This window comes from [Limnothrix rosea] IAM M-220 (assembly GCF_001904615.1).
Lineage (GTDB): Bacteria > Cyanobacteriota > Cyanobacteriia > Cyanobacteriales > MRBY01 > MRBY01.
On the sequence record NZ_MRBY01000060.1, the window covers coordinates 1 to 21,136 of the forward strand.

Annotated in this window: 18 protein-coding genes; 6 read left to right on the forward strand and 12 right to left on the reverse strand. The window is 45.9% G+C overall.

Annotated features, from left to right (window positions below; genetic code table 11):
* Positions 1-189: 189 nt before the first annotated feature.
* Complete coding sequence (gene psb28 / locus NIES208_RS16480) at positions 190-561, reverse strand: photosystem II reaction center protein Psb28 (protein ID WP_315861653.1); 372 nt, start codon at positions 559-561, stop codon at positions 190-192.
* Positions 562-747: 186 nt separating this feature from the next.
* A complete protein-coding gene (gene petM, locus NIES208_RS16485) occupies positions 748-870 on the reverse strand; it encodes a cytochrome b6-f complex subunit PetM (RefSeq protein WP_075894080.1) in 123 nt (40 codons plus the stop codon).
* Positions 871-1,039: 169 nt separating this feature from the next.
* On the opposite strand from petM, the gene dcd reads away from it, so the two are divergent.
* From dcd to NIES208_RS16500, 3 genes are all read left to right on the forward strand, one after another.
* Positions 1,040-1,636 carry a dCTP deaminase gene (dcd, locus tag NIES208_RS16490; protein WP_075894081.1) on the forward strand — a complete coding sequence of 199 codons (597 nt, stop codon included), beginning with the start codon at positions 1,040-1,042 and terminating at the stop codon, positions 1,634-1,636.
* A 310-nt stretch (positions 1,637-1,946) separates the two neighbouring features.
* On the forward strand, positions 1,947-3,170 hold the full coding sequence (gene thyX, locus NIES208_RS16495; protein WP_075894082.1) for an FAD-dependent thymidylate synthase: 1,224 nt from the start codon (positions 1,947-1,949) through the stop codon (positions 3,168-3,170).
* A gap of 237 nt (positions 3,171-3,407) precedes the next feature.
* A complete protein-coding gene (locus tag NIES208_RS16500; RefSeq protein ID WP_075894083.1) occupies positions 3,408-4,121 on the forward strand; it encodes a response regulator transcription factor in 714 nt (237 codons plus the stop codon).
* 99 nt (positions 4,122-4,220) lie between these two features.
* Here the strand turns inward: NIES208_RS16500 and NIES208_RS16505 are convergent, their stop codons facing one another.
* From NIES208_RS16505 to NIES208_RS16550, 10 genes are all read right to left on the reverse strand, one after another.
* Complete coding sequence (locus NIES208_RS16505) at positions 4,221-4,916, reverse strand: hypothetical protein (protein ID WP_075894084.1); 696 nt, start codon at positions 4,914-4,916, stop codon at positions 4,221-4,223.
* A gap of 59 nt (positions 4,917-4,975) precedes the next feature.
* On the reverse strand, positions 4,976-5,875 hold the full coding sequence (locus NIES208_RS16510) for a hypothetical protein (RefSeq protein WP_075894085.1): 900 nt from the start codon (positions 5,873-5,875) through the stop codon (positions 4,976-4,978).
* 33 nt (positions 5,876-5,908) lie between these two features.
* On the reverse strand, positions 5,909-10,324 hold the full coding sequence (locus NIES208_RS16515; protein ID WP_075894086.1) for a midas domain-containing protein: 4,416 nt from the start codon (positions 10,322-10,324) through the stop codon (positions 5,909-5,911).
* Positions 10,325-10,480: 156 nt separating this feature from the next.
* Positions 10,481-11,065, reverse strand: a complete 585-nt coding sequence (locus tag NIES208_RS16520) for a Maf family protein (protein ID WP_075894087.1) — start codon at positions 11,063-11,065, stop codon at positions 10,481-10,483.
* A 128-nt stretch (positions 11,066-11,193) separates the two neighbouring features.
* The gene (gene psbP, locus NIES208_RS16525) at positions 11,194-11,766 is read right to left on the reverse strand and encodes a photosystem II reaction center PsbP (RefSeq protein ID WP_075894088.1); all 573 of its coding nucleotides are present in this window, start codon (positions 11,764-11,766) and stop codon (positions 11,194-11,196) included.
* A 146-nt stretch (positions 11,767-11,912) separates the two neighbouring features.
* Positions 11,913-13,190: a glutamyl-tRNA reductase gene (locus NIES208_RS16530; protein ID WP_075894089.1), complete on the reverse strand. Its 1,278-nt coding sequence runs from the start codon at positions 13,188-13,190 to the stop codon at positions 11,913-11,915.
* 260 nt (positions 13,191-13,450) lie between these two features.
* Positions 13,451-14,491: a class II fructose-bisphosphatase gene (gene glpX, locus NIES208_RS16535; protein WP_075894090.1), complete on the reverse strand. Its 1,041-nt coding sequence runs from the start codon at positions 14,489-14,491 to the stop codon at positions 13,451-13,453.
* A 197-nt stretch (positions 14,492-14,688) separates the two neighbouring features.
* Positions 14,689-15,318 (reverse strand): alpha/beta hydrolase, encoded by a 630-nt coding sequence (locus tag NIES208_RS16540; RefSeq protein ID WP_075894091.1) that lies wholly within the window; start codon positions 15,316-15,318, stop codon positions 14,689-14,691.
* Positions 15,319-15,377: 59 nt separating this feature from the next.
* Complete coding sequence (locus NIES208_RS16545) at positions 15,378-16,136, reverse strand: hypothetical protein (RefSeq protein WP_075894092.1); 759 nt, start codon at positions 16,134-16,136, stop codon at positions 15,378-15,380.
* 338 nt (positions 16,137-16,474) lie between these two features.
* On the reverse strand, positions 16,475-17,659 hold the full coding sequence (locus NIES208_RS16550) for an NAD(P)H-quinone oxidoreductase subunit H (protein WP_075894093.1): 1,185 nt from the start codon (positions 17,657-17,659) through the stop codon (positions 16,475-16,477).
* Positions 17,660-17,840: 181 nt separating this feature from the next.
* Between NIES208_RS16550 and rnc the strand changes: the two genes are divergently transcribed.
* The 3 genes from rnc to NIES208_RS16565 all read left to right on the forward strand — a co-directional run bounded on the left by rnc (position 17,841) and on the right by NIES208_RS16565 (position 20,907).
* Entirely contained in the window at positions 17,841-18,614 is a 774-nt protein-coding gene (gene rnc / locus NIES208_RS16555; RefSeq protein WP_075894094.1) for a ribonuclease III, read from the forward strand.
* A 145-nt stretch (positions 18,615-18,759) separates the two neighbouring features.
* Entirely contained in the window at positions 18,760-20,481 is a 1,722-nt protein-coding gene (locus NIES208_RS16560) for an ABC1 kinase family protein (RefSeq protein ID WP_411974258.1), read from the forward strand.
* A 36-nt stretch (positions 20,482-20,517) separates the two neighbouring features.
* Positions 20,518-20,907: a hypothetical protein gene (locus NIES208_RS16565; RefSeq protein WP_075894096.1), complete on the forward strand. Its 390-nt coding sequence runs from the start codon at positions 20,518-20,520 to the stop codon at positions 20,905-20,907.
* Positions 20,908-21,136: the final 229 nt, after the last annotated feature.

Below are 21,136 nucleotides of genomic sequence, written 5' to 3' on the forward strand. Positions count from 1 at the left end.
TAATTTCTATCAAACCCTCTCCTCCTACTTTTTTCCAGTTTTGTCCTGTACTGAGAAGTCTGGTATGACTATCGTTTTAGGCGATCGCCACCCGGATTTTCAAAGATAATATTTGCTTGAATTTCACCATTTAGCCACTTCAAGTCCTGCTGTTAGGTTGTTTTCACAGCACTTATAAAGATACGGAGCCTATTGCCCCTCGTCAGGCTCACCATAGGCAAACCCATTTTCGTCGGCATAACGATTCATAAACCGCATAAACCGCTCCCAATGATTTTCTTGGTCAATTTCAAAGCGACAAATCACACCACGCAGGTCATCCCCTTCATCGCCACCAAAAATAATGCGACAACTCGATGGGGTCACAGCAATATCACCTTCTTCGTCAATGAGGCTAACAACGCCATTAAAACCACTCGTAAAGCTTTGGAATCGCTCTAATGCATTGAGCTGCTCAAAGGTCATTGCAACGGATTTCACACCAGTACGCGGATCGCGTTGGAGACTAACGTTACTGAGATCTTCTGTAATACCGTTAAAAAATTCGATGCGAGGCGTAATATTTTTTTCTTCGTCGCCCAGAGGGGGCTCCCCTTGGTCTGCCTTTGAATCTTGGGAGGTATTGTCGGCAGCTATTTTCTGTTGATTACGGTTAAAAAAAGGAAAATTCTTAAACATGGCGATCGCCGGATGAGGGGTAGGGAGCAATGTACACAACCCCTATCCTAACAATCTAAGCCAACAGACTTAGTCAGCCTTACCCGTAGACTTATTCTGGATTTTGAGGATCAAAAATCCCCATGCCATACCGAAAAGAACAGTGGTAATGGCGATGATAAAGCCATTAAACATCATGCTTTCTGCGCTCATGGGTGGAACTCCTTGGAGGATAAATTTTTATTAAACATAGTTTGTCACAAAGGCTATTTTAAAACAGTGTCGAGCATTTGTGACTGACTTGCCCTAACCGAGTAAAGCATTAGCGCGATCGCCGACGGACATGAGAATATATGGTGTCGAATTTCTTGCCGAGGGAACTATGCTCAAAAATGACATTTGGATTTTAGACCAAGCTAAACAAGGAATGATCACCCCCTTCGAGCCGAGTCTCATGCGTCAGATTCAGATCGACAATAATACGCAAGTGCCAGCGTTAAGCTACGGTTTATCTAGCTATGGCTACGATATTCGTCTCAGCCCCGAAGAATTTCTCATTTTTCGTCACATTCCCGGCACTGTGGTCAATCCAAAAGCTTTTAGCCCCCAAAATCTTGAGAAAGTTGATCTTCAGCAAGATGAATATGGCGATTATTTTATTATCCCCGCTAATTCCTATGGCCTAGGTGTCTCCCTCGAAAAAATTCAAATGCCTGCCAATGTCACAGCTATCTGTCTGGGCAAATCAACCTATGCCCGTGTTGGTTTAATTGCCAATACCACTCCCCTAGAAGCATCTTGGCGCGGCGCAATCACATTAGAATTCAGCAATTCTTCTAGCACCGATTGTCGGATTTATGCCAACGAGGGGGTGGTGCAGCTTCTATTTTTCGAGGGAGAGCCTTGTAAAACCACCTATAGTGACCGCGGCGGGAAGTACCAAGATCAAGAGGAACGCGTTACTTTACCGCGCGTCTAGTCGTCTTTAAAGTTTATTTTTTGTCATTTATTTTTTTCAAATTGGGGTAAAAATTCGGCGATCGCCCCTAGTGAAAATTTTTCTATCAGTTTTCCCGAAGTAAGCCCATCACCAAAAAGTTCTTACCTAATGTAGAAAAATAAGATGAAACGATTATTCTGGTACATCACTGGCGGGAATTGCCAAAAAAAATCAGGGTGAACTGTTTCCTCGGAAATCCCGTCAACCTTTACGTTCGCTCAACTCTATTTTTTTCAAGTTCGAGTATCTACACGATAACCTTTCTCAACCCCGTTTATTGATTCGTTTTATGGATAAATTTCGCGTCGAAGTCCTCCGCTCTACTCCAAATCCCCAGCAGACCATCTGGAGCGCCATGCACCAAGATTACTGTGAAGAACTAGTCTGGGAACAGCGGGATACTTTTCCCGATGAAAAAAAAGCTGGCGAACTCGTAATTAAGCACCTATTAGCAGGTGGTCGAGGACATTACGGCCCCATTGAACATCCCCAAATTGTCTTTAATGTCGGTTATTTTCCCCATTCTTTGATGCAGCAAATTCGCACTCACCGGGTGGGTATTAGTTTTGATGTGCAATGTCTGGCGGGGGATACGGCGATCGCCCTCAAAAAAACAGACACAGGCATTAATGAAAGCCGCAGCATTAAAGCCCTATACGAGCTAGGAACGACAGATTTAAATATTTTTAAGACCCTAGAAATCATTGTCCTTGACGAAAAAAAACAAACCTTTACGACAGGCAAAATCCAAAACGTTGTATGTAGCGGTGTCCAGCCCATCTATCGCTTAACCCTCAGTAATGGCAAACATTTAGACTGCACCACAGAACATCGCCTACTCACGACAGAGGGTTGGCAGACTATGGCAGCAGCAGTGGGCTTAGAAGGCTCAAACCAGCCAGCCTCAGCCCATGTCACCATGACGAAAAGCTGCCAGCTCATAGCTTGGGATACCGCACAGTCTTTCAAACAAGTCACCGTTGAAGAGGTTGAATATCTCACCCAAACCATCACCTATGACCTTGAAATGCAAGGCCCCTGGCATAATTTCATTGCCAATGGCGTGGTCGTCCACAACTCCTTTCGCTATACCGGACAACGCATTATTGACGTGGCTGATGGTCAACGGGATGTGGAGGATGTGTTTTACCTCAGACCTGTTGGCCACTACGATAATCGCCAAGGTAAAAAATACTTTTACTCTGAAGCCCAGCGCGATGAAGACAAAGCATGGTGTTTAGCCGCTTGTGAGCGTTATCGCCAGCGTATTAACGAAGGTTTGGCAGAAGAGCATGCCCGTAGTTTGATTCCCTTTGATGCGCGGCAACATTTTGTGATGAGCTGTAATGTGCGATCGCTGATGCATTTACTGGATTTGCGGTGGAAAAAAGATGCTCAACTGGAAGCTCAAAAACTCTGTGAGCTGATGTATGAGCATTTTGAAGCATGGTGCCCAGAAATTGCAGACTGGTACAGCAAAAATAGGGCAAAAAAAGCACGTCTTTCACCTTAAAAAAAACTTAAGACTTTCCCTAAGACATTACAGGAATCACACAAAAGTTAATACTGCTTGTTGTTTTGTAATTCTTGTTTTAACAGTGCTTTCTGAATAAAAATACTTGAAAAGACGGAAATAGGGCAGAATTTGGCGCTTTTTTTCTGCATTAAACGGCAGTGTTTTGTAAAAAAAACGTAACTTTCCGAATATTTACTTTTAAGATGGGGGTTATGTAGCTTGGGTTTAGTGGTGATGCCTCGAATTTTAATTATTGATGATGATCCGGCGATCGCGGAATTGGTCGCGATTAATTTGGAATTAGCAGGATACGACGTAAACCGCGCTGAAGACGGTCTTAAGGGTCAAGCCTTGGCGGTACAACTACAGCCGGACCTCGTGATGTTGGATTTGATGTTGCCAAAAGTTGACGGGTTTACGGTGTGCCAAAGGATTCGTCGGGACGAACGTATTTCTGATATTCCCATTTTGATGTTGACTGCACTGGGGCAGACTCAGGATAAAGTCGATGGCTTTAATGCTGGCGCTGATGATTATTTAACCAAGCCCTTTGAAGTTGAGGAAATGCTGGTGAGGGTGCGGGCTTTACTACGTCGCAGTGATCGCATTCCCCAGGCGGCAAAACATAGCGAAATTTTAAACTATGGGCCGTTAACATTAATCCCAGAGCGCTTTGAAGTGATTTGGTTTGATGACACGGTAAAGCTCACCCATTTAGAATTTGAGCTGCTCCATTGTCTGTTGCAGCGCCATGGACAAACTATTTCTCCGAGCGAAATTTTAAAAGAGGTTTGGGGTTACGATCCCTCGGATGATATCGAAACGATTCGCGTCCACATCCGCCACCTCCGTACCAAGCTAGAACCGGATCCCCGCCATCCCAAATTCATAAAAACGGTTTATGGGGCTGGTTATTGTCTGGAGTTGCCGTCACGGGTCATCGTTTAAACTTTTGTTTTGCAATTAGTGGCTACTATGATTAGCTGCTACGGGGCGATCGCCCACTAACCCACCTTAAGCTTTAGGGTTGTAATATTCTGTCCGGTATCACAATCGGCGCAAGTATTGCAGCCCTTTTAGTTGTTTTTGAGGATCCTTAGCCCAAGCTCCCCAGAGCAATCGCTGTACAAACAACTGTTGTAGAGATGCCAAGGACAAAAATAAGCCCCTTGCCAATAGCCACTTCAAAACACCCACACTCACAACAATGGGCAAAATCAACAGTAATGGCTGGCTCAAAACAGTTCCAATATGGAAAAGCACAAACAGCAAAACAAGGGCGATCGCCATTGACCAAGCAACAACATTAATCCATTTACCACGGGGGCGACGCAAATATAATTTACCCAACAGCTGAGCGATCAACCAATAATGAATTTCTCGCAACTGTTGATGCAAAATACTGTGGTGCAAGACATCCGCACAGACTTGATTGACCACTTCCCCATCACGGGTCACCAATGTCTGCAAAATCCCCTGGGACTCATAGCTCAGCGAAAAAGACCAAGTGCGCCGTAAATCACCATGATTATTCTGAAAAAGTGCGTACCGTTGCCAAGCCAATACAAAATGGCGGGAAAATTTTAAGCGCTTCCCCGCCGCCTTAATGGATAACAACGTAGGTAAAGACTCTTGGGTGAGATGGAATGCTACGCCATGCACAATAAGATGCCCCTCGTTGATCTCCTCAGACTCCAAAGAGACAAAATTTTGGGCGAGAAAATCAGACTGTTTAACTGGCATTAGCGGCGGCAAAAAACTGGAGTAGAGAAATTTTATTCAGCAATAACACGAAAACAACGTTAGTTGAGGGGAGCTTGATGCCGCCCACGTTGCTTTTTATTACTACCACTTCCTTGGCTAATGGTGGACTGGATAATTTCAATGATAAAGCCCAACAGCCCCCGCCATTGCTTTTCACCAGTTTCGAGGCTGGCGCGGTGAATTTCAAGGATACTTTCCTTGTAGGGATGACGAAATAATTCTTCGGCGTAGCGATTCACAATGTCACCATCTAATTGGATCACGGTTTGCGCATAGATAATATCGTTTAGGACATGATCATTTGTCTGTACTTCAGAGCTGGTCTCGTCTCCCGGTTGATTAGAATTTGTCACGGAAACAGCTTGTCGGATTAAACGGCGGTTGCGGCTATCAAGGGCTGCTTTTAATTCGCTAATTTTACGCAGGTGACACAGAAATACGCCGTTATTTAAAAGATGCCGTACACGGGTGACTTCCGTCGCATCGGTGGGATTAATCGGATCGGGCAGTCGGGTGGGAAGATCCATTGAGTCAATGGTCGGGTCTGTCAAAATTGGTGACATTTCACGGATATTTTCAAGGACACTCGGTTCGTAGAAAGGCGAGGTCGGGTCGGTAAGCAGAAGCGAGTATTGCAGTTCGAGTTGGGATCGCAGGTCTAGATAGGCTTTGTGGAGCTTGGGGTGATAGCCTTGCTGTTCTAGGTAAACGCGGGAAATGGGATAAATATCGCGGTACACTTCCCATGGTGTAAATTTGTTGCCGCTAATCTGCTCCACGACCATGGTATTGATTTCAAGGGCGGAGACATCTGCAAGGAGACCACCGAGGGAGCGCACAAATTCATGGAGCTGCTGGGGCAATTGCCGAGGGTTTTGCTCTGGGGATGCGGCATTGTTATTGGTCTGGGCTTGCAACCTTTCAAAGGCAGTAGTCATGGCGATTAGTTCGGCAAAAAATGTTCAGAAAATCTAGACACTAGGGTCGAAGAAAGGGTTTAGGTTGCCACTTTCATCGTTCTTAAATAAATCCAAGTCGCTATCGTCATTTTCGTCATCGTCTAATTCTAAAGCGTCTAGGTCAAAGTCTCCTAAACTACTCAAGTCGTTATCGCTAAGGTCGTCTAAGCTGTCTAGTCCGGCGATCGCCCAGTCATCGTCTGAGGAGGCAATGGTTTCTTCAGTAGCTGCGGTGCCAGGTTGTGCAGATGTTGTGGCCTGATCACCGAAGATATCCCAGCCAGCGTCGCTGTCATCGGATGCGTTAGCCGCCTCATTTTCGTTAGTTGAAAGTTGATCCCAATCGAGCTCATCGGTTGCTGAAACGGTGCTAGCATCAGAGGACATGGAGGCCATCTCTGGCAAATTTAAGTCGCCCAGATCAAAGTCTAAATCAATGGGCGTATCATCCAAATCATTCAACCCCTCACCCGCAAATTCAGCTAGTGGCTCATCGGACTCAAGATTTAGGTCAAAGTTTGGCCAGTCATCATCTTCGGATAAACCCCCCAAGGTCTTTTCGGTGGCGATCGCCCCATCATCAGGCAACTCCGGCAAAGCCTCTGTGGTATCAAGCTCTAAATCTAAACCAGAAAAATTTTCCGCATCAGATAAATCACTAGACTGACTAGCCGACACCTCTGGCGCCAAGCCACCCAGCTCATCTAAAGAAATAGCATCAAGGTCGAAATCACTTTCACCATCATCACCTAAAAATGCCGTAGATTCTGCATTTATACCAGCATCTCCATCGAGATCATCCAATAGCACTTGAGAATTGAAATCTAAACTACCAGTTTCTAGATGCTCAGTCGCTTGGTCTAATTCTGTCAGAGAATCAAAAATTTCTTGATCAAACTCTCCAACATCCATCGCCATGGCATCATCAGCACTGGGCAGATCAGAAGTGTCTAGTTCGTCAGAGACACCAAATTCCAGTAATGGATTGTCATCATTCCCGTCAACATCCATTGCCGCGCTATCAAAATCTAAATTATCTAGCCTGTCAATATCGAGATTTAAAGGATCAAAATCTAAGTCATCACTTGTTCCAGCTGCATCACCGCTGATGAAACCCTCTACATCCAGCAAATCCAAATTATCTAAGCCCGTTGTTTCAAGCTCTTCATCACCTAAACCCAACTCAGCAAAGGGATCTGGCTCCGTCTCAAATACTGGCGTTGCCAGTTCGTGCGTTACGTCATCTACATCAAGGTCTAGATCTGGCTCGATGCCCAGTTCGTCAAAGGAATCCCCATCTAAAAGCAAAGGGTCTGGGCTGGTAAGCTTGCCCAGATTGCCCATGGACAGTTCAAGCTCCATATCATCTTCGATGTTTTCAAGCTCTAGATCCGCCTCAGCCGCGAACATCTCTAAATCCATAGAGGCTAAATTGTCTGTGGCAAAGGGATCTATTTCTGGTTCATCGATATCGCTGGCAAGGCTATCTGGGGATTCTGTTAATATTTTTTCATCTAGCTCAATGTTATCGAGTTGATCATCACTCAAGTCAGCTAGCTCTGAGGCATCTATGCCAGCAAAGATATCATTATCGGCGATCTCCTCGTCCACCCCGTCGTCACCAGATCGGGCAGTTTCCATTTCTAGATCGTTGAGATGCTCTGATGATTCATCTAGATCTGCGAAGGCTGCTTCGGAATCTTCGTCGAGTGATGTCTCTGATGGCACACTACTATCAAGATCTGTTGCCGCTTCGCTCCAGTCTTCGCTATCAGCATGATCGCCAGGATCCAGATCTAAATCTAGATCTGCTACTGCTCCAGCCTGTTCTAGGGTATTAAGATTTTCCGACACTGCTGATAAATCATCGGCTTCTATTGGTGAATCAGTGGCGATATTTTCTGATATCTCGTCAGTCATATCGTCGGCGATCGCCCCACTATCTTCTCTATTTGCAACGCTCGTTTCTTCCGCTTCGGGAATGTTTAGATCGTCCAAGGGCAAATCAATTGTCGGTAAGGCAGCAGTAGCTTCTAAAGGACTGTCTATATCGTCACCAATGTCATTGCCGATGGCTGACCAAGTATCAGATTCTGCAGAAATGACCGATGTTTCTTCACCAACGGCCGACTCCAAAGATGCCATTTCAGAGTCTACGGCTAACTCTTCCTCATGCAGAATGAGGCTAAAGTTTTCTAATCCTTTGGTGTCATCACTACTGAGATTTAAAGGCTCCCAATCATTGTCAACCGTAGAAGATAGCCAGTCTGTATCTTCCACCTCTTCTAATGTGGCCAGTTCCTCTTCGGAGAGGGGTTGTAATAAAACAGGTTCATCGTCGGTTTCTGCGTCAAGGGAGGTGATTTCCATGACATCTGGATGCAACTGCCAATTTTCATCAATAAAGCTCAGCAATTCGGAATCATCGATGGTGCTGATGTCTACAGTTGTCGCTGTTTCTGCTGGTTCACTGTGGGTTTGAGGGACAGGTTTCTCTTCGGTGGCAGGGGTCTGCGACTGGTTGAAGGTCTCTTGCAGGGCTTGTTCTGTCACTTCGGGGGTCATTGCACTCGCTGCAACAAGTAGTTCATTAGTCGTGAGCTCTGCTTCTACATCGGCGATCGCCTCGCTTGGGATGGTGGCATCTTGGGGTGTTGTCATGTCACCGGCCTCTAAAGCAACTTCGCCTTGGCCATGGCTAATATCAGTCAAATCCGCCACATTAACGGGGGCTACATCGTCGTCAGGGGTGATTAACTCTTCTTCTAAAACATCACCAAAACTTGCTTTGGGTTCTAGGATTGCCTCTTCGTCGCTATCTTCAATGTCGGATATTCCGGGGAAGGTTGATTTTGGGCCAAAGGAAATCGCTGTAATTTCACTGTCGTCATCATCGGTTTCTTCGGGTTCATGGAGTAAATCATCCATGACATCGTCGGGTAAATTGTCCTCCGAGATATCCGCAAACTCGTCAAATCTAGCAATGGATTCTGCGTCATCACTGGCGGCGATCGCCCCACTATCGGCTTCCCTGTCAGCTAATAAAGCATCTAAGCTGTCATCGGAAAAATCCGGCAACTCATTGGCATCAAAATCATCCGTATCCCCGACAACATCATCGGTATCAGAGGACTCTAGGGCACTCGGACTGGACACCTCACTAAAGCTATCAGCCAAGAGGGCATCTAGACTGTCATCGGAAAAATCCGGTAACTCATCGACATCAAAATCATCATTTTCTTCGGCAGCAGCATCGATATCCTCTACATCTAGAGCTTCTGGTGCACTGGGGGCGATCGCCTCCGCTTCTGCCTCCAATAGTGCCTCATCTAAGGTTTCAGAAGCTGTAGGTTCCGTCGGTTCAACAAAGCTGTCATCCTCAACAACTGACGCTTCCCCCCCTCCGAGAAGATCATCGAGATCTGCCTCTAGAAAATCATCCAGCCCAGCCTCACCATCATCATCATGGTCAAAGTCTGACAATGTCGGGATATAGGTATCAGTCGGCATTTGGGATAGCCGCTCAGCAGGACTCATGTCTGTGGGAGTCTCCCAGTCATCGATTTCCACATCAGACACGGGCATCAGGGGTGCGGGAGCATCATCTAAATCCAGCGCAGCGAAACTATCGAGAAAGTCTAGGGATTCCCCATCCTCTGGCTTGTCAGGCTTGGCTTCAGAGGTGACTGATTTTGCTACCGCCGCCGTTGCCGCCACAACACCTGTGGCGATCGCCCCGTCCCGGAGGTTATTGCTTTTCTGTGTCGGTGTATCATTTGCTTGGGATGGCGGACTTGAAGTTGTTGTCGTTTGCTCCTTTCGTTCTGCTTTATCTATCGATATTTTCGCAACATTGGACGATACTGTTTCTCCCCCGTTAGTGGGTGAACTAATCCCTTCAGAACTTTCTTTATTTTCAGCATCTGTTTTTTCAATATTGGAGGATTCTCCCCCTTGCAGTGACTCTAGGATAGAAGCCTGCTCTTGTAGCGTTGTAATCACCCTTTCCGGCGGCAGTTTTTGGCTTGGCACCTCAAGGAAAGTGAGATCTAGCGGCTGCTCAGCATTTGTCAGGCGATTATATTGCTGTAGGGTGACGAGGAGCCGAAAAAGCTCCTGCAAACTTTGAAAATTTTCTTGTATTTTGCGATTACCAAGGGCAACTTGCTGCTGGTGAAACGCTTGTAATTCACTGTATTTGCCTGTGCCGACAAAATCCTCACCCACACGATTTTCAATTGTGCCACTCAGAATATCGAGGCGTGTTTCTAGACATTGGGCAGAATTATATGCTTCATCTACTGTGCCGTCAGCTTTAATGACCTTCGTTGTAATATTCAGTTCTGTGGCTTTTCCCATGGCCATCACGAAAGCTTCGGGAAGATCACCTGAACGTAAGGCTTTTTTAAATTCGTCGCTGGCAGGCATGTAAGTAGCTCTCCTCATTGTTTGCCCGAATGGATATCAGTCTTCGGGGCACAGATTCTTTGTCTTTCTTAGGTTTACGGGCGATTTTCTTCAGAATATCCCATAAAAAATGGATCGTTTAGAAAAGTCGCAGCAAATGTAACACTGGGCTAGGGTTTAGCCCCAAAGTTTACTGACATCATGTCCGAGTTCTAAAAGCATTTTGCGCAGCAAAGGCAAGCTCAAGCCAATCACATTACTGTGACAGCCATCGAGCTTCTCGATGAATAGGCCACCTTTTCCTTCGAGGGCAAAACAACCAGCACATTGTAAGGGCTCGCCACTGGCTACGTAGGCTTTAATGGTAGCGTCATCAATCTGGGCAAAATGTACTGTTGTCACTCCATGACGAACGATTGTTCGTTGTTGGGTCTGATCGATCAGTGCATGGCCGGTATAGAGCACGCCGTAGCTACCGCCCATTGTCTGCCAACGGGCGATCGCCACCTCTGGAGATTCCGGTTTCCCACAAATCTCTCCCTGCACCAGTAATACAGAGTCACAGCCCAAAATCAGGGCATTTTGCCGCTGTTCGGCGACGATCGTCGCTTTAGCAATAGCTAAGGCCTCCACAAGGCGAGCGGGATCACGTTCTTGAATTTGATCTTCATCAAAATTGCTGACATGAACGATGGGGTTAATACCAATACCCTGCAAAAGACGACGACGTGCAGGGGAAGCTGAGGCAAGGACAAATTCCATGACAGTTATCAGTTATCAGTTATCAGTTATCAGGGTTTGATGGAGCGATCCCTCGGAATCGATGATCGACTATGCAGGGTTCTTTCCTATTGACCCACAATAGTTTTCTGGGTCGGGGATGATAGAGATCAGAGCTTGAAGGATTTGATGACGGTATTAAAGAGGGATTCAACGTCGTTCCAGCGGTCTTGCAGGGTGGAAAGATTTAAGGTGTAGAGCTTGCCAAATTTGACGGCAACGGTGGCAAGGTCATGGCGGGTTTGGCCGTTGGGTAGGGTGACTTGGTATTCGAGGATATAGTAGGTCTGGCCGCTATCGTCGGTGCGGCTGTCGGCTCGGATTAAGTCGGGCTGGCGATCGCTATTTTGATTGGCTTCTTGCATAAAGCGATAGCCCACATCTGTTGGTGTCCCCAGATCTTCGAGACTTTTATCGGCTGGCACATCGCTGATAATGACGCTTAGGTTTTCGGAATATTCCACGAGATCACGAAAAACGACATCAACACCTGTTTTTGCACTATCGACATTGACAGGAATCCAGCCATTGGGATAAAGAAATTCATAGCCATATGTCCCGCTAGAGTAGGGCTGTAAACTGCCCACAACGTTACCGCAAGCCACCAGCGTTAAGCTACAACACAACACCAGTAATGTGGCGATCGCCCTTTTTGCACCCTGTTTTAAACTAGCCATTAACATCATTCCCGTTTCTCCGATTCACAACACAAAAGCTGAAGCTTCCGTAGAATATGCTACCGAAAACCCCAGCCCAATAGAAATATAAGCCCAATAAATTAAGCGATTAGGCAACGCAATTTGCCAATTAATTTAAATTAAACTCTAAATTAAACAGCTTCTTCCGTTTCCAGATTAAAGAGCATTTGCAACGAATTCATACAAACTCGACGTGCCTCAATATCCTTCTGGGCACGCAGTTGCACCATCGGCTCGTGGAGGATTTTATTCACAATGCCGCGCGTCAAAGTTTCAATCACCTCTTGGTGCTTCTCTTCAAACTCCGAACCGAGGCGAGATAAGGCCTTTTCTAGTTCCTGCTCGCGGATGCTCTCAACTTTACTCCGTAATGAACTAATGGTCGGCACAGTTTCTAAGGATTGCCACCAGCTCATGTAGTTAGCCACTTCGTCCTCTAGCAATAATTCTGCTTCTTCTGCCATCTTGCGTCGCGATGCTTGGTTTTGTGCCACAACTTCCTTGAGGGCATCAACATTAAAGAGTTGAACTTGTTCTAATTCTTCAACATCGGCGGCAACATTTAGGGGCACAGAAATATCGATTAACATTAATTTGCCAAGATTAAGATCTTCTAGCTTTGCCTTGTCGATAATGGGCTGAGTAGCGCCAGTACTGGTAAACATGATGTCAGACTGTTCCGCAATATTCAGCATTTCAGGCAGTAACTCTAGTTGCAAATTCGCATCGGGAAATTTTTTCGCCAATTGCTGAGCGCCGCGCTCGGAACGGTTAATGATCGTAATGTCTTCTGCCCCTTTTGATAAAAGGTGTTGCACGAGGAGACGAGACATTTTACCAGCACCAACAATGGCGATTTTCTGCGTCGCAAGATCTTTCACTTTCATTTGGGCTAGTTCCACGGCAGCTGAGCTGATGGACACAGCGCCTGTACCGATATTGGTCTCACTACGCACCCGTTTCCCGGCGGTAATGGACTGCTTAAACATTTTGTCGAGTAATCGCCCTAGGCCTTTATGTTTTTGACCGAGTTTGTGGGCATTTTTTACCTGTGCCAAAATCTGTCCTTCACCGAGGACAAGGCTTTCTAGGCCAGCCGCAACGCGCATGAGGTGGCGAATAGCGTCTTGGTGGAGGAGGGTAAAAAGATAGGGACGTAATTGGTGTAAACGGAGCTGTCCGGTCTCGGCTAAAAATTGACAGATCTCCCGTACACCTTGCTCTGTTTCTTGAACGACGGCGTAGATTTCAAGGCGATTACAGGTACTAATCACGGCAATCTCTTCGACGTGGGGATAGGACTTTAGATGGGCGATCGCCTCGTCCATTTTTGCTTCTTGAATACTGAGCTTTTCGCGGATTTCGACGGGAGCTGTCTTATGACTTAGACCAACAACAACAATATTCATGGGGGGTTCTCTAAAAAAAGTTGAGTCTCTGTGGTGCTTCAACTGCCGTGGGAAGCTAAGAGATTTTTATTAAAAAAAGTTTTTATGTTCCTATGCAATGTAGTGCTCGGACAATTCGCAATAAAAGGTTTTGTAAAGAAAATTCATTTAACTTTATGACATCAAAAAGGCGACCACCTATGGCGATCGCCAGCCCGATACATTTTCAATCCATCTTGATCAAAAAAACATCACAGGCTCAAAATTCTAGACTTCAAATCCTAGTGAAGCTGAATCTTCTGGGGCTCTTCCCACATGTGGACAGTATCAACAAAGCGAGCAGTCATGGACTGACTAGAAATGATGAGGGACTGGGTACGAGCACCACCATGGAATAGGCGAACACCATTCATCAAAGTACCGGGAGTAATACCACAACCAGCAAAGAGAACCTCTTCACCAGAAGCAAGCTCATTAGCTTCGTAGATCTTGTCAGGGTCTTCAACGCCCATTTCCTTGAGGCGAGCAGCGTTACCTTCCTTTGTCCACTTTTCACTTTCAGGGGTATTCACTTCAGCAGGATCGTAGATCAGACGACCTTGGAAATGACCACCGAGACAGCGCATTGCCGCCGCGGAAATCACCCCTTCAGGGGCAGCACCAACACCCATAAGAGCGTGGATGTTAGTCCCTTCAAAGGCACAGCAAATTGCAGCGGAAACATCGCCATCACTAATGAGGCGAACGCGGGCACCAGTAGAACGAATTTCTTTAATGAGATCTTTGTGGCGAGGGCGGTCCATCACAACAATGACGAGCTCTTCAGGGTTACGACTGAGGCACTCACCTAAAATCTTGATATTTTCAGTGGCAGATTTACGAATATCGACTTTGCCTTTTGCTGCTGGGGGAGCGGCAAGTTTCTGCATGTAAAAGTCAGGCGCGTGGAACAATCCACCTTTTTCAGAAATGGCAAGTACAGCCATAGAACCGGGTTGGCCGTTAGCAACAAGGTTTGTGCCTTCACAGGGGTCAACGGCGATATCGATTTCGATCAGCTCGTCAAGGGTGCAGACTTTCTCCGCTCCGGGCTGGGTACAGATACCGACTTCTTCTCCGATATAAAGCATCGGCGCTTCGTCCCGCTCGCCTTCACCAATGACGATACGACCACGCATATGAATTTTGTTCATACGCTCACGCATTGCTTCTACAGCAACGGCATCGGCTGTATCTTTTTCGCCCAAACCCATCCATTTGGAAGAGGCGATCGCCGCTTGTTCGACTACTTCAATAATTTCTAAACCGAGGGTGCTATCCACGCGTTTTATCCTCCAGACTGCAACGACTGAATCTTAGTCAGTTGTTTAAGTATTTTTGTAAACACCCCAAAGTCTATCAGACAAGGGCGATCGCCTCGGAAAATCTCCGATAAAATCCCATTGTTCATTCTTTTGACAGATGCATAGTTTTCCTTATGATTCAACAGCGCGTCTCGTCCCCACTTCACCCTTCACCATTAGGACATTATTAAAGTACGTTGTAAAAAGTCTCGCAGTGCGACCATTGCCGCCGTTGGAATTTCGTGACCCCCAGCAAATTCAAAATATTCCACATCAACACCGACTTGACCAAGCTCTGTTTCTGCTTTCTTTGCTGCCGCAAGGGGCACAATCGCATCTTGATTGCCGTGAATAAGCAATGTTGTAGGAAAATTCCCCGTACGCTCGGCAGGATCATAATGTAAATAACCGCTACAACTACACAGTGCTGCAAAGTTAAAATTTAGACCGACATCTAAAGTCATAGCACCACCCTGGGAAAAACCCACCATTGCGGTGCGTTCTGGCGGAATGCCCGTTAGCTTGGGTAATTCTTGCAGCCACAGATTGAGGCGATCGCGACTTTCTTCAATACCCTGAAAATCTTGACGCTCTAGGGCGTACCATGCCCGGCCTACTGGCATTTGAAAATGTTCGAAGGGCGCATTGGGAAATAAAAAACGGCAATTTGGTAACCCTAAGACCTTTGCCAATGGCTCCAAATCGTTATAGTTTGCGCCCCAACCATGGAGCATCAATATCAGATATTCTACCGACGATGTTTTTACAGCTTGATAAGACAAACTATCGAGATAGCTACTTTTCATCCACAAATCCCCAATTGACAAAAACGCCTGATGATTAGGGTAGCGGCTTAACCGACAATTTATTCGTGATTTTGAGGTTTAAACTTATTTTTCTGATCAAAACTACGGTCTAAATATTCACTAATATTGAGCTGGAACGCCTCAAGGAAATGCACAATCCACTGGGATTTTGAGTTTTTGAGTTTGTCGTAGTACTCCCTCAGTGCGGCGATCGCATCAGCAAAACATTGATAACTTGGCCGACTCAATAGCATTAATCGCAGCAGGATCAATCCAAACACATCGTACTGCTCTTGCACAGCTAAAAGCGTAAACATCGGCGATGGGTATGGATAGCCTTGAGTCGTAATTAAACTAATGAGACGATTACAAGTTCTTAGTTTTAATCTCAGATCAACTTTTTTTCGATCTTGATCTGGCCACAGTTGATCCAGAGTCTCTTGCATTTTTTGCCTTAAAGGTTGCAGTCCATCCTCATCGGCGATCGCCGTCCAAAGATAACGCATCAAAGCCTGCTTATAATCCGCGTAAGAAACACTCTCCGTTTGCTGTAAAAAAATATTTGCCAAATTTGCCGGCGCAAAAGTACCACGCCGCGACCAAATTTCCAACATAACATCAAGAACACTAGCATCAAGCTCACTCATCCCCCGAGGACGACTGAGATGACGCTGCGCCCCCTTAAGCCCCATTTGAGTAGCCTGTTGTTTTGCCTGATGTAATGCCCAATGGTGCTTCAATTGCGTCTGCCGTTGCTGAAGCTGACGCTTTTTCTTTTCACGTTGGCGCCGAACTGAGCTGATTTGTGAATTGCTCATAGCTCTAAAAAGTAGATTAAAATCCTAATCATCAATATTCCCGGTTCACAGACGCACTCTCTCTACTATAGATAATCTCGTTCTCCATGAGTGACTAAAATCACATAAATCCGAAAAACACATCATCCCAATTCAAAAAATCAGCTCTGTAAATGGGTAGACCAAAACCCTTATCCAATCAACGATTCAAGATTTCATTGGCAGATCAGCCAAAATCATTTGGTATAAAGATGCAACCAGACCCTTACAGCAAGCCCACAAAAATTTTGACCACAAAAAAAGAGGGCTAAAAACTTAACCCTCCCAAATGACTAAAAACTTGATGTCTTACTGGGCCTCTAACGGTCAACCGAACCCATAATCACATCAATACTGCCGAGAATCGCCATAATATCCGCCAATTTCACCCCCTTTAGTAGGTGAGGCAAAATCTGCAGATTATTAAAATCAGCAGAGCGAATCTTCCAACGCCACGGGAAAACATTATTAGAGCCTTGAATGAAAATACCCACTTCACCCTTGCCACTTTCTAAACGAACATAATGTTCCCCTTCAGGAATTTTGAACGTAGGAGCAACCTTCTTAGCAATGTACTGATAGTCAAAGCCATTCCATTCCGACTTTTTCCCTTCCAGCATGCGCTTCGCTTCCAGATTTTCGAAAGGACCACCGGGCATTCCCTTAAGGGCTTGACGAATGATCTTGACCGACTCACGCATTTCACGAATCCGAACCAGATAGCGCGCGAAACAATCACCAGCTGTTTCCCACTGCACATCCCAGTCGAAGTCGTCATAACACTCGTAATGGTCAACCTTGCGTAGATCCCACTTCACACCGGAGCCACGTAGCATGGGACCGGATAAGCCCCAGTTGATGGCTTCATCTCGAGTAATTGTACCGACACCTTCGATCCGACGGCGGAAAATGGGGTTATTGGTAATGAGCTTCTCGTACTCATCAACTTTCGGATCAAAATAATCACAGAAATCAAGGCATTTGTCGTTCCAACCGTAGGGCAAATCAACAGCGACACCACCAATACGGAAGTAGTTGTTGTTGATTAAACGCATACCGGATGCAGCTTCCCATAGGTCATAGATCATCTCCCGCTCACGGAAAATGTAGAAGAAGGGAGTTTGAGCACCAACATCTGCCAGAAACGGACCAAGCCAGAGGAGGTGGTTCGCAATGCGGTTCAGCTCCAGCATCACAACGCGGATGTACTGAGCGCGTTTTGGCACATCAATATCAGCGAGCTTCTCAGGAGCATTAACGGTAATGGCTTCGTTAAACATGCCAGCAGCATAATCCCAACGACTCACGTAGGGTACATACATAACATTTGTTCGATTTTCGGCGATCTTTTCCATTCCACGGTGTAGATAGCCAATGACGGGTTCACAGTCAACCACGTCTTCTCCGTCAAGGGTGACAATCAGGCGTAGTACGCCGTGCATGGAGGGGTGGTGAGGCCCCATGTTGATCACCATGGGTTCGGTTCTAGTTTCAATCTTTGACATTGATCCGCAGTTTTTCCCTTAGGCTTCTATGGTCTGGTGATTTGATGGGTTTAGAATCCCATTTTTTGTTGCGATCGCCCTCACGATAATTCTGATATGTAAGTCTTATCAGAGTCATTATGAATAGGAGCTGATACGCTGGTTTCACTTTCTTTTACACATTATAAAGTTTCGGCTAACCATGACAAGCTTGCCTCGATTTCGAGATGATCAATTATTCACTCAAGCTTTAACCCATAGTTCGTATTGTAATGAGCACCCTGAGGTGACTAAGGATAATGAGCGTCTAGAGTTTCTTGGGGATGCGGTGTTGAAATTTGTCATGGGAAAGCTTTTATTTGAGCAGTTTCCGCAGTTGCAGGAAGGTGAACTGAGTCGTCTGCGGGCTAGTTTGGAAAATAATCGTTATCAGTTGGCAACTTTTGCGACGGATCTCGGTTTAGACCAATTATTACGATTGGGGAAGGGTACTGAAAAAGTTGGGGCTAGGCAAAATCCTGAAATTTTAAGTGATGTTTTTGAGGCGGTTGTCGGTGCTTATTTTCTTGATGCAGGCATTGAGGCGACGATCGCCTTTGTGGAAAAACTGGTATTACCGGTGGCGATTACACTGGCGGCAAAGCCTGAATTAGTGGCCTCTCAAAATGCCAAGGGCGCGTTACAGGAGTGGGCATTAGCCCATATTGGCGAGCTCCCAGAATACAAAATCTTGGCGGAATCAGGCGCAGACCATGCGAAAACGTTTAAGGTTGGTGTTTTTATTCAAGGCAAAAGGTACGGCCAAGGCACTGCAGGGTCAAAGAAGTTAGCTCAAAAGCAAGCGGCACAAGCGGCGCTCCAAGTCATTACCAAGGGAAAAACGCCACGTTCTGTGCATCAGGTGACAGATGAAGATGAAGGCGATCGCCTAACCTTGTTACAACAACTCGCCCAGCAAAACACTTTGCAAAACTAATTCAATCTTCGTCGAGATCACAAGACATGCAAATCTGCGAAGAACCTTAAACTTCCGTCAACAAACTTAGTGATTTTGAAAACTTCGATACAATATAAGTTGCTTTAATTAATAAAAGCCAACATTTGTTTACGGTGAGATGCCTGTGACCCAGTATTCTTCTGTTTCTCCAGATTATCGACTCGGCTCGACAACCATTAAGCGGTATGACCATGAGGCGATCGCCCGCTACTACTTCTGGCGACCTTGGCGAGCCCTATGGCGAACCCTGAGCATCATTTGGTTTTTCGGAGGCTTTGCCCTGCGCCTATGGCTGGATAAACGCAACGGAGAAACAGAAAAAAGTCGCAGCCGTCGCGCTAACGAGCTACGGGATATTTTGACCCGTTTAGGCCCAACATTTATCAAAGTTGGTCAGGCACTCTCCACACGCCCTGATTTGATCAAGCCAGATTTTCTTGAAGAACTGATCAAACTCCAAGATCAACTCCCGTCTTTTAGTAACGCGATCGCCTTTGCCCTCATCGAGAAAGATTTAGGACGGAGTATTAACGATATTTACCGCGAGATTTCTCCGAACCCCATTGCCGCAGCTAGTTTGGCACAGGTTTACCGCGGTCGTCTTTATAGCGGTGAAGAAGTTGCGATTAAAGTACAGCGACCACAGCTACTGCCAGTTCTCACCCTCGACCTTTATCTAATGCGGATTGGGGCTAAGTTTTTAGCGCCCTACTTACCTCTAAATCTTGGCCACGATTTAACCCTGATCATTGACGAGTTTGGCATCAAACTTTTTGAAGAAATTGATTACATCAATGAAGGTCGTAACGCCGAGAAATTTGCCGCTAATTTTAGTGACGATCCCACCGTTAAAGTCCCGTCAATTTATTGGGAATACACCAGCTCTCGCATCCTCACCCTTGAATGGATTAACGGCTACAAGCTCAGCGAACTTGACCGCATTCGCGCAGCAGGTCTCAATCCTGACAGAATCATTGAAATCGGTGTGACAACGGGTCTACGTCAGCTACTTGAGCATGGCTTTTTCCACGCCGATCCCCACCCCGGCAATCTGTTCGCAACCTTCGATGGGCGGATGGCCTACATCGATTTTGGCATGATGGATCAGCTGGATAATCACACTAAAGAAACGATCGCCAGTTCCATTGTTCAGCTCATTAACCAGGATTACCAAACCTTGGCACGGGATTTTGTTGAGCTGGGATTTTTGTCTCCCAAAACAGATATTCACCCAATTATTCCAGCCCTCGAAAAAGTGTTGGGCAAGGCAGTGGGGGAAAGCGTCGGCGACTTTAACTTTAAAACGATTACCGATGAATTTTCGGAGCTGATGTACGAGTATCCGTTCCGTGTTCCTGCAAAATTTGCGCTCATTATCCGTTCCCTTGTCACCCAAGAAGGTCTTGCTCTTAGTCTGAATCCGGATTTTAAAATTGTTGAGATTTCCTATCCCTATGTGGCTCGTCGTCTGCTCACCGCCGAAACGCCAGAACTTCGCCGTAAGCTCCTCGCGGTGCTGTTTAAAGATGGCAAATTCCAGTGGCAGCGCCTCGAAAATATGTTGGCGATCGCCAGCGCTGATAGCGGCTTCGATATTTTGCCGACAGCACAAATGGGCTTCCAATACTTGATGTCCGAAGAGGGGGAAGAAATTCGCCGGATGCTCATTCTCGCTCTCATCGAAGATGACCGCCTCCACACCGAAGAAGTGCAACGATTATGGCTTTTACTAAAGGATGAATTTAAACCCCAAAAGCTGCTGAACATTGCCTGGTCAGGCTTGCGCACTTTTTCCGGCGATCGAATTGCCGCAGTCTTGCCGAGTTTCGCCCAAACTCAGTCATAATTAGGGCGGATATTTAAGTTTTGTAAATAAAAAATAATGGAAGAATATTACTATTACTACATGGCGCAGCCTCCCTTTGTGTTGCTGGGTCTCGGCTTTTTCATTGCCATCACCAGTGGATCAGCTTTCCAAAGCACCCTCAAGCTCAAAGCGCGGGAAATTGTGACGAATCAAGACAACATTGTAAAGCAGCTCTCTGTGATCACGCTCCAACTGCCTCTGTTTGGTATTGGTATGGGCATGAGTATTTTTCTCGCGAGTGGCTTACAAATCTTTTTTATTCCGGCGTGGTTTGCCTATTCTTTGTCTTTGCCTCTGACGATCGCGACAGTGGCTTTGCTCTGGAAACAGTTAGGCCGTGTCATTAATATTTTGCGTGAGGGTGGCTCGGCAGCCCTTGAGGAGGATTCGTTTAGTATTTTTTAAAGTTTATATATTGTTTTTTTATTGAATTTTATCAAAGTATTTTTTTGAGGCTTGAAGTTTTTCAGGTCTCTTTTTTTGTATAAATTAATTTGAAATTTTCGGCTTCACCTAATATTTTAAATTCCGGTAAGTTTTTTTGTCTTGTGGCGAATATTTGGCTCTCCGGGAATGAGTATGCTGAAGTAGTAAAAGCAATGTCGTTGAAACGATGGTTCCATTACTAACCCAG

What these genes read in the sequence shown, in the direction of transcription:
- NIES208_RS16505 (WP_075894084.1), bottom strand. Translation starts at nt 4,916, where the DNA reads ATGCCAGTTAAACAGTCTGATTTTCTCGCCCAAAATTTTGTCTCTTTG.
- NIES208_RS16565 (WP_075894096.1), top strand. Translation starts at nt 20,518, where the DNA reads ATGGAAGAATATTACTATTACTACATGGCGCAGCCTCCCTTTGTGTTG.
- NIES208_RS16545 (WP_075894092.1), bottom strand. Translation starts at nt 16,136, where the DNA reads ATGAGCAATTCACAAATCAGCTCAGTTCGGCGCCAACGTGAAAAGAAA.
- rnc (WP_075894094.1), top strand. Translation starts at nt 17,841, where the DNA reads ATGACAAGCTTGCCTCGATTTCGAGATGATCAATTATTCACTCAAGCT.
- NIES208_RS16540 (WP_075894091.1), bottom strand. Translation starts at nt 15,318, where the DNA reads ATGAAAAGTAGCTATCTCGATAGTTTGTCTTATCAAGCTGTAAAAACA.
- NIES208_RS16515 (WP_075894086.1), bottom strand. Translation starts at nt 10,324, where the DNA reads ATGCCTGCCAGCGACGAATTTAAAAAAGCCTTACGTTCAGGTGATCTT.
- petM (WP_075894080.1), bottom strand. Translation starts at nt 870, where the DNA reads ATGAGCGCAGAAAGCATGATGTTTAATGGCTTTATCATCGCCATTACC.
- psbP (WP_075894088.1), bottom strand. Translation starts at nt 11,766, where the DNA reads ATGTTAATGGCTAGTTTAAAACAGGGTGCAAAAAGGGCGATCGCCACA.
- dcd (WP_075894081.1), top strand. Translation starts at nt 1,040, where the DNA reads ATGCTCAAAAATGACATTTGGATTTTAGACCAAGCTAAACAAGGAATG.
- NIES208_RS16520 (WP_075894087.1), bottom strand. Translation starts at nt 11,065, where the DNA reads ATGGAATTTGTCCTTGCCTCAGCTTCCCCTGCACGTCGTCGTCTTTTG.
- NIES208_RS16510 (WP_075894085.1), bottom strand. Translation starts at nt 5,875, where the DNA reads ATGACTACTGCCTTTGAAAGGTTGCAAGCCCAGACCAATAACAATGCC.
- thyX (WP_075894082.1), top strand. Translation starts at nt 1,947, where the DNA reads ATGGATAAATTTCGCGTCGAAGTCCTCCGCTCTACTCCAAATCCCCAG.
- NIES208_RS16500 (WP_075894083.1), top strand. Translation starts at nt 3,408, where the DNA reads ATGCCTCGAATTTTAATTATTGATGATGATCCGGCGATCGCGGAATTG.
- NIES208_RS16550 (WP_075894093.1), bottom strand. Translation starts at nt 17,659, where the DNA reads ATGTCAAAGATTGAAACTAGAACCGAACCCATGGTGATCAACATGGGG.
- NIES208_RS16530 (WP_075894089.1), bottom strand. Translation starts at nt 13,190, where the DNA reads ATGAATATTGTTGTTGTTGGTCTAAGTCATAAGACAGCTCCCGTCGAA.